Source organism: Ruegeria sp. Alg231-54, assembly GCF_900143525.1.
Lineage (GTDB): Bacteria > Pseudomonadota > Alphaproteobacteria > Rhodobacterales > Rhodobacteraceae > Ruegeria.
Genome location: NZ_FREZ01000007.1, coordinates 1 through 13,610, shown reverse-complemented (window position 1 = coordinate 13,610; position 13,610 = coordinate 1). Strand labels below are relative to the sequence as shown.

The window sequence follows — 13,610 nt, the reverse complement described above, 5'->3', positions numbered from 1 at the left end:
CAATGGGCATACTGGGCCATTTCGCAACAAATGCCCGCCCACATTGGGATGAACAGGCATGTACGGGAATGATTTTCATGCCGCATCCATTTGTGGCAAGTCGTTCAATCCTTGTCCTCGCCAAAGAACGAAAGCCAGAATTGGCTCGTCGGTTGTTGTCATTGCGTGGCTCTGCCAGCTTCGGTGATGCCGTGTCTGATTGGGGCCGACGTAAGTCTGGTCTTCTTCGACGCGGAACATCGCCCCGCCGCCTACGATCAGATAGAGTTCTTCGGCCTGATGGCTGTGCCAATCATAATCCAGACCCGCCCCCCAGTAAGCGACGTAGCCGCGCATTTGAGTCGAGTGGAAATGCCCGGTTGGGCCGAACAGCTCATAATAGCCATAGCGGTTAAGAAAATCGGCACCGACCTCTTCCTCAGTATAGGTGTGTTTCCACAGCGCCAGATGCGCGGTTGCCCTGATCGCGTCTGAAAGGGATCGCGTTGCATCCTCGGTCCGGAAACCGGTCCGCTGAATCAGTTCAACGGCAGGGATTTGGTATGGCTCCAGATCGGCCGGCGTCAGGTCATCAGGCCAGGCTCCGAATTCTGAAAGCTCAGGACGTGATTGATGCAGCTGTCGGGCAGCTTCGAGAACGTCGCCCATCGTCATGGGATCACCACGATGTTCCCGGTGTGCTGCTTGGCAATGAATGCGGTCTGCGCCTCGCGCAACTCTTCCAGGGGATAGGTCGCGGCCAGGGCGGGCTTGATCTCACCGGCCTCGATATACTGAACGATGTTACGCATCACCTGCGGGTCAATCACGGTAGAGCCGGTGAAGGTCAGGTCACGCAGGTAGAACGTGCGCAGATCGAATTCGACCATGGGCCCGGCAATCGCGCCCGAGCAGGTATAGCGCCCCCCACGTTCCAGAACGTCGATCAGGTTTGGCCAGTAGGGACCACCAACCACATCGGCCACAACGGTGACCTTTTCATCGCCAAGCGCCGCGCGCAGATTTTCCGGGGCACGAGACAAGATTTTGTCGGCACCCAGTTCGGCAACGTCTGCGTGTTTTGCATCCGACGCCATCGCGATCACCCGTGCACCCCGGCGTTTGGCCAGTTGCACCAAGGCACCGCCGACCCCGCCCGAGGCTCCGGGCACCAGAACCGTGTCAGTGTCAGTTACATTTGCGCGGGTCAGCATGCCTTCGGCGGTCGAATAGGAGCACGAGAACGTGGCCAGTTCGGCATCCGACAGGTCGGACCGGATCGGCACCGCGTTAACCGCCAGAGTCGTGGCGTATTCAGCAAAACCACCGTCCCGTTCCGAGCCGAAATAACCCGTTTTGTCCTTATTGCCCGGATCAGACGGGTCGCGCAGCCAGCCATCGGTGATGACGCGTTGACCGATCAGCCCGGGATCGACACCGCCACCCACGGCGACGATTTCCCCGCAGATATCAGCCCCTTGGATTCGGGGAAAAGTGATGGGCGCGCCGCCCCATGTCGGATCCTCGTCACTGACTTCCTCGAACGCGCCGCCCGTCGTCGCATCGGTCACGGCTTTTGAGTACCAGCCAGACCGCGTATTGACGTCCGTGTTGTTTAGCCCGCAGGCAGCGACTTTGATCAACACCTCGCCGGCCGCGGGTTCCGGGCGCGGCCAGTCTTTGTGCAGCACCATTTGTTCCAAGCCGCCATGGCCCATCGTGACCATGGCCTTCATTTTGTCAGGCAAGCTCATTATGCAGTCTCCAGAATAGCGTCGGTGCGGGGCAGCAGGCTTTGCGGATCATAAGCAGGTTCGCCCAGAACACGGGCCGCGCGGGGTTGGCCGTGGATGACGACCTCCAATTCGGTGCCGTGGTCGGTAGCCTCGGGCTTGATGTACGCAAAGGCCAGGATCTTGCGGACCGTGTGCCCATAGACGACCGAGGCTGTTGAACCCACGACACGTCCATCCAGCATCACTGCTTCTCCACCGTGGCCGTCAATTTCACCATCCGGCTCGATCTGCAGATACGCGCAGACCCACGGCAAGTCAGTGTTCAGGGTTTTGTCTTTACCCAGATACTCCTTGTCGGAGCGGGCAAAACGCAGCACGTCAGCCTCGGCCAAAGTGACCTCGTTGGTCAGCTCGCCCGCGCCTTTGAAGCCTTTTTCCATCCGCATCACGTTCATGGCGAAGCTGCCATAGTCGGTGATGCCGTGCGGCTCGCCCGCTGCCCAAAGCGCATTGTAGACATCGAGGCAGGCGGCATTGGGCATGTGCAGCTCCCACCCTAACTCACCGGCATAGGACATGCGGAAGGCCCATACTTTGTGACCCGCGACGGTGATTTCTTGTGCCGACAACCAGCGAAAGCCAGCATTGGTCAGATCGGCATCTGCACACTGTCCCAGCACGTCACGCGCCCTCGGACCGTTCAGCGACAGGGCGGACCAATCGGTGGACAGCGCGGTTATCTGAACATCCTCGTCCGCGCGCTGTTGTGTCAGATGATCCAGCAGACGCTGCTCAAAGAAGGCAGCGCAGACCAGATAGAACCGATCCTCAGCCATTCGGACAATCGTGGTCTCCAACTCGATCCGGCCACGGCGGTTCAACATATGCGTCAGAGTGATCGAGCCAACCTTTTGCGGCATCCGGTTAGCGATCAGCCGGTCCAACAGCGCGTAGGCATCAGGGCCCGAGACTTCGACCTTGGTGAAGGCGGTCACGTCCATGATGCCGACGCGTTCGCGCACCGCTTTGACCTCAGCCGCGACCATGTGATCCGCAGGGGTCCGGCGGAAGGAGTAGTGATCGCGCTGCTCGACCTCATCCCGCGCGAACCAGCGGGGGCGCTCAAAGCCATAAACCTCTTCATGTACCGCACCCTTGGAATTCAACAGATCATAGAGAGGCGACGGCTTGATCGGACGCCCTTCCAAACGGTTGAAATGCGGGAACGGGATCTCGTGGCGCAGGCAGTAATCTTCCTCAGCTTTGATCACCTGCCAATCCTTGGTCGCATAGCTGCCGAACCTGCGTGGATCGAACTCACGCATCGAGATATCGGCCGCGCCATGCACCATCCAGCGTGCCAACTCGCGGGTCAGACCCGGCCCCCAGCCAATGCCAATTTGGGTCCCGCAGCAGCACCAGTAATTCCAAACGCCCGGCGCAGGCCCGATCAGCGGGTTGCCATCGGGCGGGTGCGAGATCGCACCGTGCACGTCGCGCTGAATTCCTAGATCCGCAAAAATCGGCATGCGGTTCAGGCTTTCTTCAAGCCACGGCATCACCCGGTCGTAATCCGCATCGAACAACCAGTTCTCGTATTCCCACGGGCAATGGTTGTGCCAAACCGAGTTCGGGTTCTCTTTCTCGTAAATCCCGATCAGGCCGCGCTGCTGCTCCATCCGGATATAGCCCGAGACCTTGCGGTCATCGCGAATCACCGGCAGCTCCTTGTCCAGCTTCTGGAACTCGGGCACCGGCTCGGTCACAAAATAGTGGTGTGTCATCGAAGTCATGGGCAGTTGCAGCCCCGACCATTCGCCCATCTGACGGGCATAGGTGCCGCCAGCGTTCACCACATGCTCGCATGTGATGGTGCCCTGCTCGGTCTCGACCACCCACTCGCCGTTTTCGGCCTGGGTGATGTTGGTCGCACGGCAGTTGCGGAAGATGCGTACACCCTTTTGCCGCGCCCCGGTTGCCATCGCCATGGTGACGTTGGTCGGGTCCACATGCCCATCATCTGGCGTGTATAGCGCACCCAATACGCCGTCGAGATTGTAGAACGGGTGCAGTTCCGCCACCTTTTCAGGTCCGACCAGTTCAATGTTGAACCCCAGCGACCGGCCCACCGACAGCGTATGCCGCAGCCAGTCCATCTCATCCTCGGTATAGGCCAACCGAAACGAGCCGCAGCCATGCCATGTCACCGGTTGACCGGTTTCGGCTTCCAGCGCGCCTGAGTAGAGGCCGATATTGTAATCGACGCATTTGCCCAGCCCAAAACTGGATGTCGAATGCGTGATCTGCCCTGCCGCGTGCCAGGTGCTGCCGCTGGTCAGCTCTGCCTTTTCAAGCAGGACGGTATCAATGCCCCAACCTTCACGCGCCAGATGATAGGCCAGACCGACCCCCATGACGCCGCCACCGACAATCACCACGCGGGCATGGGACGGCAGATTCTTCTCGGACATGATTTTTCCTCTTCCCGAGTCGCGTTTCTGCTCGACAGGCTAATTCCACAAATGTACCATCGTCAATCATGAATGACACAAATGTATCATCAACTGTTCTGGATCGCTTGTCCGAAGAATGGGACGCCCTAACGCCCGAAGCGCAGAAGGCCGCGCGCTACGTGCTGGAAAACCCAACGGACGTTGGAGTTTCAACCGTGCGCGAGATTGCCGAGGCCGCCAGAGTAAAACCGAACACCTTCGTGCGGATGGCCCAGCAGGTGGGTTTCGAAGGCTACGAAGATTTCCGTGCCCCGTTCCGGGATGCGATCCGGCAGGGACGTGTGTCATTTCCGGACCGCGCCCGCTGGTTGCAGGACATCGGCAAGTCAGGGGAACTGGGCGGCCTCTATGCCGATATGATCGGCGCCGCGATCCGCAATATCGAAGAAACCTTTGCCGGGATCGACGCCGCAAACCTGAAGGCCGCGGCCGAGGATATCTGGAATTGTCGCCAGATTTTCACACTGGGCGTTGGCGTCAACAATTCAAACGCGCGCAACTTTACCTATCTGGCCTCAACCGGCATGAAGCAGTTTCACGCCATCCCGCGCCCCGGCTCGACCCCAGTCGACGATCTGGCTTGGGCGGATGAGCAAGACGTACTGATCGCGATCACCTGCCACCCTTACCGCACCGAAGTCATCGACGCGATCAAACTGGCACGGCAACAGGGAATGACCGTCATCGGCATTTCCGACAGCCCGGCCAGCCCGGTGATCCTGAATGCACAACACGGTTTTGTCGTTGCCGCCGACACACCACAGTTCTTTCCGTCCTCGGTTTCGACCATCGCCTTGCTGGAAACGCTGCTTTCCTTTGTGATCGCCGTGTCCAGCGATGAGATCGTCGAGCGGGTAGAACGGTTTCATCTTCGCCGCCACCAGCTTGGCCTCTACGCGGAGGAACCCGAGTGAACGCCCCTCTGACGCATTCGCTCGACGCGCGGTATTATACCGACACCGCCATTTTCGAGCAGGAGATGCAGGGGCTTTTGGCCCGCACGTGGCAGTTTGCCGGGCACGTGGCGCAGGTCCGGGAATCGGGCGATTACTTTGCTTTTGAAATCGCCGGGCAAAACCTGTTCTGCATTCGGGGCCGAGACGGCGAAATTCGCACGTTCTATAACGTGTGCCAGCACCGCGCGCATGAAATGGTCACCGGTGCTGGTAACACCCGCGTCGTGGTCTGCCCCTATCACGCCTGGACCTATGAGCTGTCAGGCCAATTACGCGCCGGACCCAATATCAAATCCGTCCCCGGTTTTGACCGCAGCGCCATCTGCCTGACTTCGGTGCGGACCGAGGTGTTCAACGGATTCATCTTCGTCAATCTCGAGGACGATGCAGCCCCGATGGACGACTGGTATCCCGGCGTGCGCGAAGAAATCCGCGCCTTTGTCCCTCATATCGACGATCTGGAACCGCTGGAATGGGTCGAAATCCCGGAAAAGTGCAACTGGAAGGTCAGTATCGAGAATTACTCGGAGTGCTATCATTGCCCGACCAACCACCCGACCTTTGCCGAGGGTGTGGTCAAGCCCGAGACCTATGACATCCAACCCGATGCAGGCGGCGGTTACGTGCTGCGTCATACGACCGAATGCCAAAGTCTCGACAAGATGACCTACCCGGTCGACCTGTCGGTGCCGCATGCGAGCGACTACCAGTCATGGTTCCTGTGGCCGATGTTCTCGTTCCAGTGTTACCCGGGCAATGTGCTGAACACCTATCACTGGCGCGCCATTGATGCCGACCACTGCACCGTCTGGCGCGGCTGGTACACCGAGGGTGGATCCGAAAGCGCGGTGATCCGACAACTGGCCGTGCAGGACCGGGAGACCACAGTCGAGGAAGACATCCATCTGGTCGAAAGCGTCCATCGCGGCCTGAAATCCCGCGGGTATCGCCCCGGTCCGCTCGTGCTGGACCCCAGTTGTGGGGTGATGTCGGAACACTCAATTGCCCGGTTGCAACAATGGATGCGCGAGGCGGTGGAATAATCTGCGCCCGCCCAAAAGTGACCTGCAGGATCGGATCGAACGGGTACAGTTCAAAACGAACCCACAATATGATCGCATTTACGAACACCGCGCAAAGCGATGAAGAACCGGAGACCATAGATGGCTGATATTTTCGACGAAGACCTGTTCCTGAAAGGCCTGGAGCAGCGCAAAAACACGCTTGGTGCGGAATATGTAGAAAAGAACCTAGCGGCGGCCGATGACTTTACCCGCCCGTTTCAAGAAGCGATGACGGCGTGGTGCTGGGGGTTTGGCTGGGGCGATGACGTGATCGATGCCAAAACGCGATCGATGATGAACCTGTCCATGATCGGCGCGCTTGGGAAGATGCATGAATGGGAAATTCACTGCAAAGGCGCGATCAACAACGGCGTCTCGCCCGAGGAAATCCGAGCCATCATCCACGTGATTGGCATCTACTGTGGCATCCCGCAAGCGCTGGAGTGTTTCCGCGTTGCCCGCAAAGTACTGGGCCACACCTGACCCAGTGACCGCCTTATCCTACAAAAAAGCGGCCGCTGGGGCCGCTTTTATTCATGCCTTGTGCGCAGCGCTTATTCGAGTGACACCCACAGCACCTTCGCGTCTTCCTCACTGGTTGAAATGCATCCGTGCCCCATCCCGCTGTCATAATAAAGCGAGTCACCAGCCTTCATCGGCAGCGGGCGATAATGCTCTGATACAAAGATCAGCTCGCCACTGATGACATACATGAACTCTTCACCCGTATGCCGGATCCAGTTTTCGAACTCTGACAGGTCGCGGGCTTTGATTGTCGCGATATAGGGCAGCATCCGCTTGCTGGTCAGCTCGGGACACAGCAATTCGTGCAAATAGGTCGGTGTGCTTTTTATCTCGCCTTCACCTTTAGGGGTAAAGTCGCGCCTTCCCGAAATCCCCGATTGCCCGGACTGCAGAAACAGCTGAGGGGTGCTCATATCCAGCGCCTGTGTCAGCCTGCGCACGATGTCGAAACTTGGCCGCGTCTGGTTGTTCTCGATCTTCGACAGGGTTGACCGACCGATTCCCGCCGCGCGTCCGGCTTCCTCCAAAGTCCAGCCTTTTGCACGTCGTGCATCGCGGATGGAACGCCCCAGAACCTCACCTTCGTCCTGATCTTCCGGTGAGGAAACATCACCGCGAGTCTCGTCGCCCATAAATATCTCCCTGTTTTACCGGAGGTTACAGATTTCCCTCACACCACACAACTTCACAAATGTGAGATATATGTTGCTTTAGCTGCACGAATTCCACTATAGGAAACAAAATTTCGTACTGAGGATTCGGTGCCTGAGGAGGAAACCATGTTCAAAACGTCGCTTACCGAAGCAGATCCGGTTGTCGCCGCGTCAATTGCGCGAGAAGGCAAACGTCAGGCTGAACAGATCGAACTGATCGCATCCGAGAACATTGTGTCGCAAGCTGTGATCGACGCGCAGGGGTCAGTCCTGACCAACAAATACGCCGAAGGGTACCCTGGCCGTCGCTACTATGGCGGCTGCGAATTTGTAGACGAAGTTGAATCCGAGGCCATCGACCGTCTGAAACAGTTGTTCGGCTGCGAATACGCCAACGTGCAGCCGCATTCGGGCGCGCAGGCAAACGGCGCCGTTAAATTGGCCCTGCTCAGCCCCGGCGACACGATCCTGGGCATGTCACTGGATGCGGGTGGCCACCTGACGCACGGTGCCAAACCAGCACAATCCGGCAAGTGGTTCCGCCCGGTTCAGTACGGCCTGACCGATGCCGGTCTGATTGACTATGATCAGGTCGAAGAACTGGCGAAAGCCGAAAAGCCGCAACTGATCATCGCTGGCGCATCCGCCTATTCGCAAAAGATCGATTTCGCCCGCTTCCGCGCCATTGCGGATGAGGTCGGCGCTTGGCTGCTGGCGGATATGGCACATATCGCCGGTCTGGTCGCAACCGGGCTGCACCCCTCGCCTATCGGCCACGCGCATGTGGTTACCTCGACCACACACAAAACCCTGCGCGGTCCGCGCGGCGGGATCATTCTGACGAATGACGAGGCGCTGGCGAAAAAGATGAATTCGGCCGTATTCCCCGGCCTTCAGGGCGGCCCCCTGATGCATGTGATTGCCGGTAAGGCTGTCGCGTTTGGCGAGGCGCTAAAGCCCGAATTCAAGGACTACATGCAACGCGTTGTGGATAGCGCATCGGCGCTGGCAAACGTCATGATGGCGCGTGGATGTGACATCGTTTCGGGCGGCACGGAAAACCACCTGATGCTGGTCGATCTGCGCCCGCTGGGCGTGACCGGCAAAGACGCAGAAGCCGCGCTGGAGCGTGCCGGTTTCACCTGCAACAAGAACAGCGTGCCGGGCGATCCGCAAAAACCTACCGTGACCAGCGGTATCCGGCTGGGTACCGCAGCAGGCTGCAGCCGCGGGTTTGGACCGGAAGAGTTCAAACAGATCGGTCACCTGATCGGCGACGTGCTCGAGGCCTTGGCCCAATCCCCCGAGGGCGACGCGAAGATCGAAGCCGAAACCCGCGAAAAAGTCCGCGCACTCTGCGCCAGCCACCCGATCTACTGAAAGACCGTTCAATGAGTATCTACGACCTAATCGTCATCGGGGGCGGACCCGGCGGATATGTTGCAGCAATCCGCGCAGCACAACTGGGCATGAAAGTCGCCTGCGTTGAAGGCCGCGGTTCGCTTGGCGGAACCTGTCTGAATGTGGGGTGCATACCCTCCAAAGCGTTGCTGACCTCCTCGGCTAAGTATGCCGAGCTTGCACATCTCTCCTCCCATGGCATTGCTGTCGAGGGGGCCAGAATCGACCTGAGCTCGATGATGGGTCGCAAGGACAAGATCGTCGGCGATCTGACCAAGGGCATTGCGTTTCTGTTCAAGAAAAACGGCGTCGATCTGGTTGAGGGCTGGGCCAGTATCCCCTCTGACGGGCAGGTCAAAGTTGGCGACGATGTTTATGAAGCCAAAAACATCCTGATCGCCACCGGTTCCGAGCCAACCCCGCTAAACGGGATCGAGATTGACGAGCAGGATATCCTAAGCTCGACCGGAGCGATCGCGCTGGATGCTGTTCCCGAACATCTGGTGGTCGTCGGTGCTGGCGTGATCGGCCTGGAACTTGGACAGGTCTGGTCCCGATTGGGCGCGAAGGTCACGGTTGTTGAGTATCTTGACCGCATTCTGCCCGGAATCGACGGCGAGATAGCAAAACTCGCACAGCGCGCCCTGTCAAAGCGTGGCCTGAAGTTTCAGCTGGGGCGCGCACTGAAAACTATCGACAAAACCAACGTTGGGCTGACGCTGACATTGGACCGGGTCGGCAAAGACAAGGAAGAGGTGATCGAAGCCGACAAGGTTCTGATCGCCGTCGGACGCCGCCCCGTATCGCGCGGGCTTGGGTTGGAAGATCTGGGGATAGCCCTTGACCCGCGCGGCTTCATTCAGGTGGACACGTCGTTCCGCACCTCGGTTCCCGGCATCTATGCGATTGGCGACTGTGTCCCCGGCCCGATGCTTGCCCACAAGGCCGAAGAAGACGGCGTCGCCTGTGTCGAAATGCTGGCCGGTGAAGCCGGTCATGTGGATTACAACACCGTTCCGGGCGTTGTGTATTCTGACCCCGAAGTCGCCTCGGTCGGTTTGACTGAGGAAGCACTGAAAGAGGCTGGCACCGAATACTCGGTTGGCAAGTTTGCCTTCATGGCCAACTCACGCGCGCGTTCAACTGGCGAGACAGACGGAGCAGTCAAAGTACTGGCCGACCCAAATGGCAAAATCCTGGGCGCGCATATCTGCGGCGCACATGGCGGTGACTTAATCGCCGAGCTGGTTCTGGCCATGACCAAGGGTGCGACCGTCGGCGAGGTCGCCTCAACCTGTCATGCGCATCCGGCAATGGGCGAGGCCGTCAAGGAAGCCTGCCTGGACGCCATGGGCCGCGCAATCCACGCCTGAGAGGGAACAGCCAGATGACCATCCAGCTTCGCACCCGCCATCCGGAAAAAGCCAAAAAGGCTGACAGCGTCATCCCGCGAAAGCCCAAGTGGATTCGCAAGAAAAAGGTCGACGGCCCCGAATATTACGAGACCCGCCGCCTGATGCGCGACCACAATCTGACGACGGTTTGTGAAGAGGCTGCATGCCCCAACATCGGCGAATGCTGGTCCAAGCGCCACGCCACCATGATGATCATGGGCGAGGTCTGCACCCGCGGCTGTTCTTTCTGCAACGTCTCAACAGGACGCCCCGATGCACTGGACCTGTTCGAGCCGGGCCGGGTTGCTGCAGCGGTTAAGAAATTAGGCTTGCGCCACGTGGTGATCACCTCGGTCGACCGCGATGATCTGGCAGACGGTGGAGCCGAGCATATCGCCCAAACCATCCGTGCCGTGCGCCATCAGAACCCCGGCACCACGGTCGAGGTGCTGACCCCCGATTTTCTGGGCAAAGGCGATGCGGCGGATCTGGTGTTCGATGCTGCCCCGGACGTGTTCAACCACAATCTGGAAAGCGTTCCGCACCTGTACCCGACCGTTCGCCCCGGCGCACGCTACTATACTTCACTGCGACTTCTGGATGATGCCAAGCGCGCAAACCCAGAAATCTTTACGAAGTCCGGCTTGATGGTGGGCCTGGGCGAGAGCCTGAATGACGTGCGTCAGGTCATGGACGATCTGCGCGCGGCTCAGGTCGATTTCCTGACCGTGGGTCAATACCTGCAGCCGACCCCAAAACACCATCCAATTGACCGGTTCTGGTCACCGGAGGAGTTCGCCCAACTGGAACAGATCGCAAGGTCCAAGGGCTTTTTGCATGTGTCGGCGACACCGCTGACACGTTCCTCGTTCCACGCCGACGAAGATTTTGCCGCCCTCAAGCAGGCCCGCCAGCGGGCAATCGCCAACGGGGCATAAACCAAACGCAAATGGGAGGGAAACCATGGAAGCGTTAAATTCAATCGTAGGAGCCATCAATGGCGTCGTATGGGGGCCGCTGATGCTGGTCCTCATCCTTGGCGTCGGCTTCTTCCTGCAGGTCGGGCTGAAATTCATGCCGATCCTGAAAATCGGCACCGGCTTCAAGCTGCTGTTTGCTGGCCGCGAAGGCCAAGGTGATGGTCAGATCAGCCCGTTCAACGCGCTGATGACGTCGCTGTCGGCAACCATTGGTACCGGCAACATCGCCGGTGTGGCCACTGCTGTCTTCCTGGGCGGTCCGGGCGCTTTGTTCTGGATGTGGATGACCGCCCTGGTGGGCATGGCCACCAAATATGCCGAAGCCGTTCTCGCGGTTAAATACCGTGAAAAAGACGAGCTGGGCAATTTTGTCGGCGGCCCGATGTACTACATCAAAAACGGCCTCGGCGCGAAATGGGCCTGGCTGGGCGTTGCATTTGCCCTGTTCGGCGCAGTTGCAGCCTTTGGCATCGGCAACGGCGTTCAGGCCAACGGCGTGGCGCAGGTTCTGGAATCGAACTTCGGCGTGAACACTTCGGTCACCGGCGTTGTTCTAATGGTCCTGACCGCAGCCGTTATTCTGGGCGGCATCACCCGCATCGGTGCGGTTGCTGGTAAACTGGTTCCGGCCATGGCAATTGCATATATTGTTGCAGGCCTTTTGGTTCTGATCATCAATATCGGCGAGATCGGCAACGCGCTGTCACTGGTCTTCACCTACGCCTTCACGCCGTCCGCCGCCGAAGGTGGCTTTGCAGGTGCAGCCGTTTGGGCCGCCATCCGTTTTGGTGTGGCACGTGGTGTGTTCTCGAACGAAGCCGGTCTGGGTTCGGCTCCGATTGCTCACGCGGCAGCCGAGACCAAAGGTCCGGTCAACCAGGGCCTGATCGCGATGCTGGGTACGTTCATCGACACCATCATCGTGTGCTCGATCACCGGTCTGGCGATCATCTCCACAGGTGCATGGACCTCCGGTGAATCCGGTGCGGCCTTGACCTCGCTGGCATTCGCCACGTCGCTGCCGGGTGGCGGTGCTCTGATCGCAATCGCTCTGTCGATCTTCGCCTTCACAACCATCCTCGGCTGGTCGTTCTACGGCGAAAAATGCGTCGAGTTCCTTCTGGGTGTTAAATCCCTGATGCCGTACCGCGTTCTGTGGATTGTCGCGATCTACTTCGGCGCAACCGCGGATCTGGGCTTTGTCTGGCTGCTGGCGGATACGCTGAACGCCATGATGGCCATTCCGAACCTGATCGCCCTGGCCCTGCTGAGCCCGATCGTCTTCAAACTGACGAAAGAGTTCTTTGCCTCGGGCGGCAAATCCGAAGAGCCGGGCGGCACGCCTGCCGAATAATCCGGCCCTGAAGAATACGGGGGGCCATTCCGGCCCCCCGCCTTTGAAATAGAATTCCATATCTCGAGGAGAGACGTGATGGCCACGAAAATCCTGCTGCCTATTGACCATACCGACGACCGCTCGTGGAAACTGGCCCTGCCGGTCGCACTGGAACAGGCGAAGTTCTACGGTGCCGAACTGCATGCGGTTGCCGTCATCCCCGAGATCATCCAATTGCCGAACCTGCCTGCCAACTACGGCGCTGGTGCCAAAGACCACGTGCGCAATGCGGTTCAGGCCATACTGGATCACGGCAACGCCTCTGACGTGCAAGTGCATGTCGAAGAAGGCAGCGTCTACCGCGAAATCCTGAAGCTGGCCTACAAGGACGGCTTTGATCTGATCGTCATGGCGTCAACCAAAGGCGATTTCCCGAATTATGAGATTGGCCCAAACCTGGCCCGTGTCGTGCGCAACGCGCATTGCACCGTCATGGTCGTTCGTGACCAGTCTCGCTGATCGAAAGGCTAGAGATATGACTGATTTAAAACGCACCCCATTGCATTCTTTGCACGTTGAGTTGGGAGGTAAGTTGGTTGATTTTGCTGGGTGGGAGATGCCTGTTCAGTATCCTTTGGGGATTATGGGGGAACATAAGCAGTGTCGTGAGAAGGCGGCGTTGTTTGATGTGTCTCATATGGGCCAGGTGATCCTGCGCGGTGAGAATGTGGGTGAGAAGCTGGAAGCTCTGTGCCCGCAGGCCTACGCGACCCTGAAGCCGGGCAAGGCGCGGTACGGTTTCTTTACCAACGCGGATGGCGGGATCATGGACGATTTGATCGTGTCGAATGCGGGGGATTACTATTTCGTGGTGGTGAATGCAGCGCTGCGTCATCAGGACATTCCGCATATGCGTGACCGCCTTGACCGCGTCGAAGTGGTCGAGATCTTTGTCCGCGCGCTGGTGGCGGTGCAAGGCCCTGCGGCGGAAAACGTGGTTGGGGATCTGTGCCCTGCCGCCCGCGACCTGAAGTTCATGGAAACCACTGAGGCCCCGATCAACGGCGTAGACT

12 protein-coding genes and 1 pseudogene are annotated in these 13,610 nt (G+C 58.9%); 9 read left to right on the top strand and 4 right to left on the bottom strand.

Features of this window, described 5'->3' with window-relative positions:
• Positions 1-75 precede the first annotated feature (75 nt).
• From DHN12_RS13405 to DHN12_RS13395, 3 genes are read right to left on the bottom strand one after another with little or no spacing between them, the layout of a single operon-like run.
• Positions 76-654 (bottom strand): dimethylsulfonioproprionate lyase family protein, encoded by a 579-nt coding sequence (locus DHN12_RS13405; protein WP_108860666.1) that lies wholly within the window; start codon positions 652-654, stop codon positions 76-78.
• Positions 651-1,733 (bottom strand): alcohol dehydrogenase family protein, encoded by a 1,083-nt coding sequence (locus DHN12_RS13400; RefSeq protein ID WP_234416639.1) that lies wholly within the window; start codon positions 1,731-1,733, stop codon positions 651-653. The genes DHN12_RS13405 and DHN12_RS13400 overlap by 4 nt, the downstream gene beginning before the upstream one ends.
• Positions 1,733-4,186, bottom strand: a complete 2,454-nt coding sequence (locus DHN12_RS13395) for an FAD-dependent oxidoreductase (RefSeq protein WP_108860665.1) — start codon at positions 4,184-4,186, stop codon at positions 1,733-1,735. The genes DHN12_RS13400 and DHN12_RS13395 overlap by 1 nt, the downstream gene beginning before the upstream one ends.
• 68 nt (positions 4,187-4,254) lie before the next feature.
• On the opposite strand from DHN12_RS13395, the gene DHN12_RS13390 reads away from it, so the two are divergent.
• From DHN12_RS13390 to DHN12_RS13380, 3 genes are all read left to right on the top strand, one after another.
• Complete coding sequence (locus DHN12_RS13390; protein WP_108860664.1) at positions 4,255-5,142, top strand: MurR/RpiR family transcriptional regulator; 888 nt, start codon at positions 4,255-4,257, stop codon at positions 5,140-5,142.
• A complete protein-coding gene (locus DHN12_RS13385; protein ID WP_108860663.1) occupies positions 5,139-6,227 on the top strand; it encodes an aromatic ring-hydroxylating dioxygenase subunit alpha in 1,089 nt (362 codons plus the stop codon). Before DHN12_RS13390 ends, DHN12_RS13385 begins: the two co-directional genes overlap by 4 nt.
• Positions 6,228-6,347: 120 nt before the next feature.
• Positions 6,348-6,731 (top strand): carboxymuconolactone decarboxylase family protein, encoded by a 384-nt coding sequence (locus DHN12_RS13380; protein ID WP_108860662.1) that lies wholly within the window; start codon positions 6,348-6,350, stop codon positions 6,729-6,731.
• A 71-nt stretch (positions 6,732-6,802) separates the two neighbouring features.
• Here DHN12_RS13380 and DHN12_RS13375 read toward each other — a convergent pair whose 3' ends face one another.
• Positions 6,803-7,405, bottom strand: coding sequence for a helix-turn-helix domain-containing protein (locus DHN12_RS13375; RefSeq protein WP_058273647.1), 603 nt, complete (start codon positions 7,403-7,405; stop codon positions 6,803-6,805).
• 147 nt (positions 7,406-7,552) lie between these two features.
• Between DHN12_RS13375 and glyA the strand changes: the two genes are divergently transcribed.
• The 6 genes and pseudogenes from glyA to gcvT all read left to right on the top strand — a co-directional run.
• The gene (gene glyA, locus DHN12_RS13370; protein ID WP_108860661.1) at positions 7,553-8,806 is read left to right on the top strand and encodes a serine hydroxymethyltransferase; all 1,254 of its coding nucleotides are present in this window, start codon (positions 7,553-7,555) and stop codon (positions 8,804-8,806) included.
• Between the two features lie 11 nt (positions 8,807-8,817).
• Positions 8,818-10,200: a dihydrolipoyl dehydrogenase gene (lpdA, locus tag DHN12_RS13365; RefSeq protein ID WP_108860660.1), complete on the top strand. Its 1,383-nt coding sequence runs from the start codon at positions 8,818-8,820 to the stop codon at positions 10,198-10,200.
• 14 nt (positions 10,201-10,214) lie between these two features.
• Positions 10,215-11,159 (top strand): lipoyl synthase, encoded by a 945-nt coding sequence (lipA, locus tag DHN12_RS13360; protein WP_108860659.1) that lies wholly within the window; start codon positions 10,215-10,217, stop codon positions 11,157-11,159.
• Between the two features lie 25 nt (positions 11,160-11,184).
• Positions 11,185-12,555, top strand: coding sequence for a sodium:alanine symporter family protein (locus DHN12_RS13355; protein WP_108860658.1), 1,371 nt, complete (start codon positions 11,185-11,187; stop codon positions 12,553-12,555).
• Positions 12,556-12,633: 78 nt separating this feature from the next.
• Positions 12,634-13,056, top strand: coding sequence for a universal stress protein (locus tag DHN12_RS13350; RefSeq protein WP_058273652.1), 423 nt, complete (start codon positions 12,634-12,636; stop codon positions 13,054-13,056).
• Between the two features lie 16 nt (positions 13,057-13,072).
• Positions 13,073-13,610, top strand: a pseudogene (gene gcvT / locus DHN12_RS13345) (glycine cleavage system aminomethyltransferase GcvT); the annotation flags it as partial.

Coding starts and splice junctions, on each gene's coding strand:
- DHN12_RS13405 (WP_108860666.1), bottom strand. CDS start 654: ATGACGATGGGCGACGTTCTCGAAGCTGCCCGACAGCTGCATCAATCA.
- DHN12_RS13400 (WP_234416639.1), bottom strand. CDS start 1,733: ATGAGCTTGCCTGACAAAATGAAGGCCATGGTCACGATGGGCCATGGC.
- DHN12_RS13395 (WP_108860665.1), bottom strand. CDS start 4,186: ATGTCCGAGAAGAATCTGCCGTCCCATGCCCGCGTGGTGATTGTCGGT.
- DHN12_RS13390 (WP_108860664.1), top strand. CDS start 4,255: ATGAATGACACAAATGTATCATCAACTGTTCTGGATCGCTTGTCCGAA.
- DHN12_RS13380 (WP_108860662.1), top strand. CDS start 6,348: ATGGCTGATATTTTCGACGAAGACCTGTTCCTGAAAGGCCTGGAGCAG.
- DHN12_RS13375 (WP_058273647.1), bottom strand. CDS start 7,405: ATGGGCGACGAGACTCGCGGTGATGTTTCCTCACCGGAAGATCAGGAC.
- glyA (WP_108860661.1), top strand. CDS start 7,553: ATGTTCAAAACGTCGCTTACCGAAGCAGATCCGGTTGTCGCCGCGTCA.
- lpdA (WP_108860660.1), top strand. CDS start 8,818: ATGAGTATCTACGACCTAATCGTCATCGGGGGCGGACCCGGCGGATAT.
- lipA (WP_108860659.1), top strand. CDS start 10,215: ATGACCATCCAGCTTCGCACCCGCCATCCGGAAAAAGCCAAAAAGGCT.
- DHN12_RS13355 (WP_108860658.1), top strand. CDS start 11,185: ATGGAAGCGTTAAATTCAATCGTAGGAGCCATCAATGGCGTCGTATGG.
- DHN12_RS13350 (WP_058273652.1), top strand. CDS start 12,634: ATGGCCACGAAAATCCTGCTGCCTATTGACCATACCGACGACCGCTCG.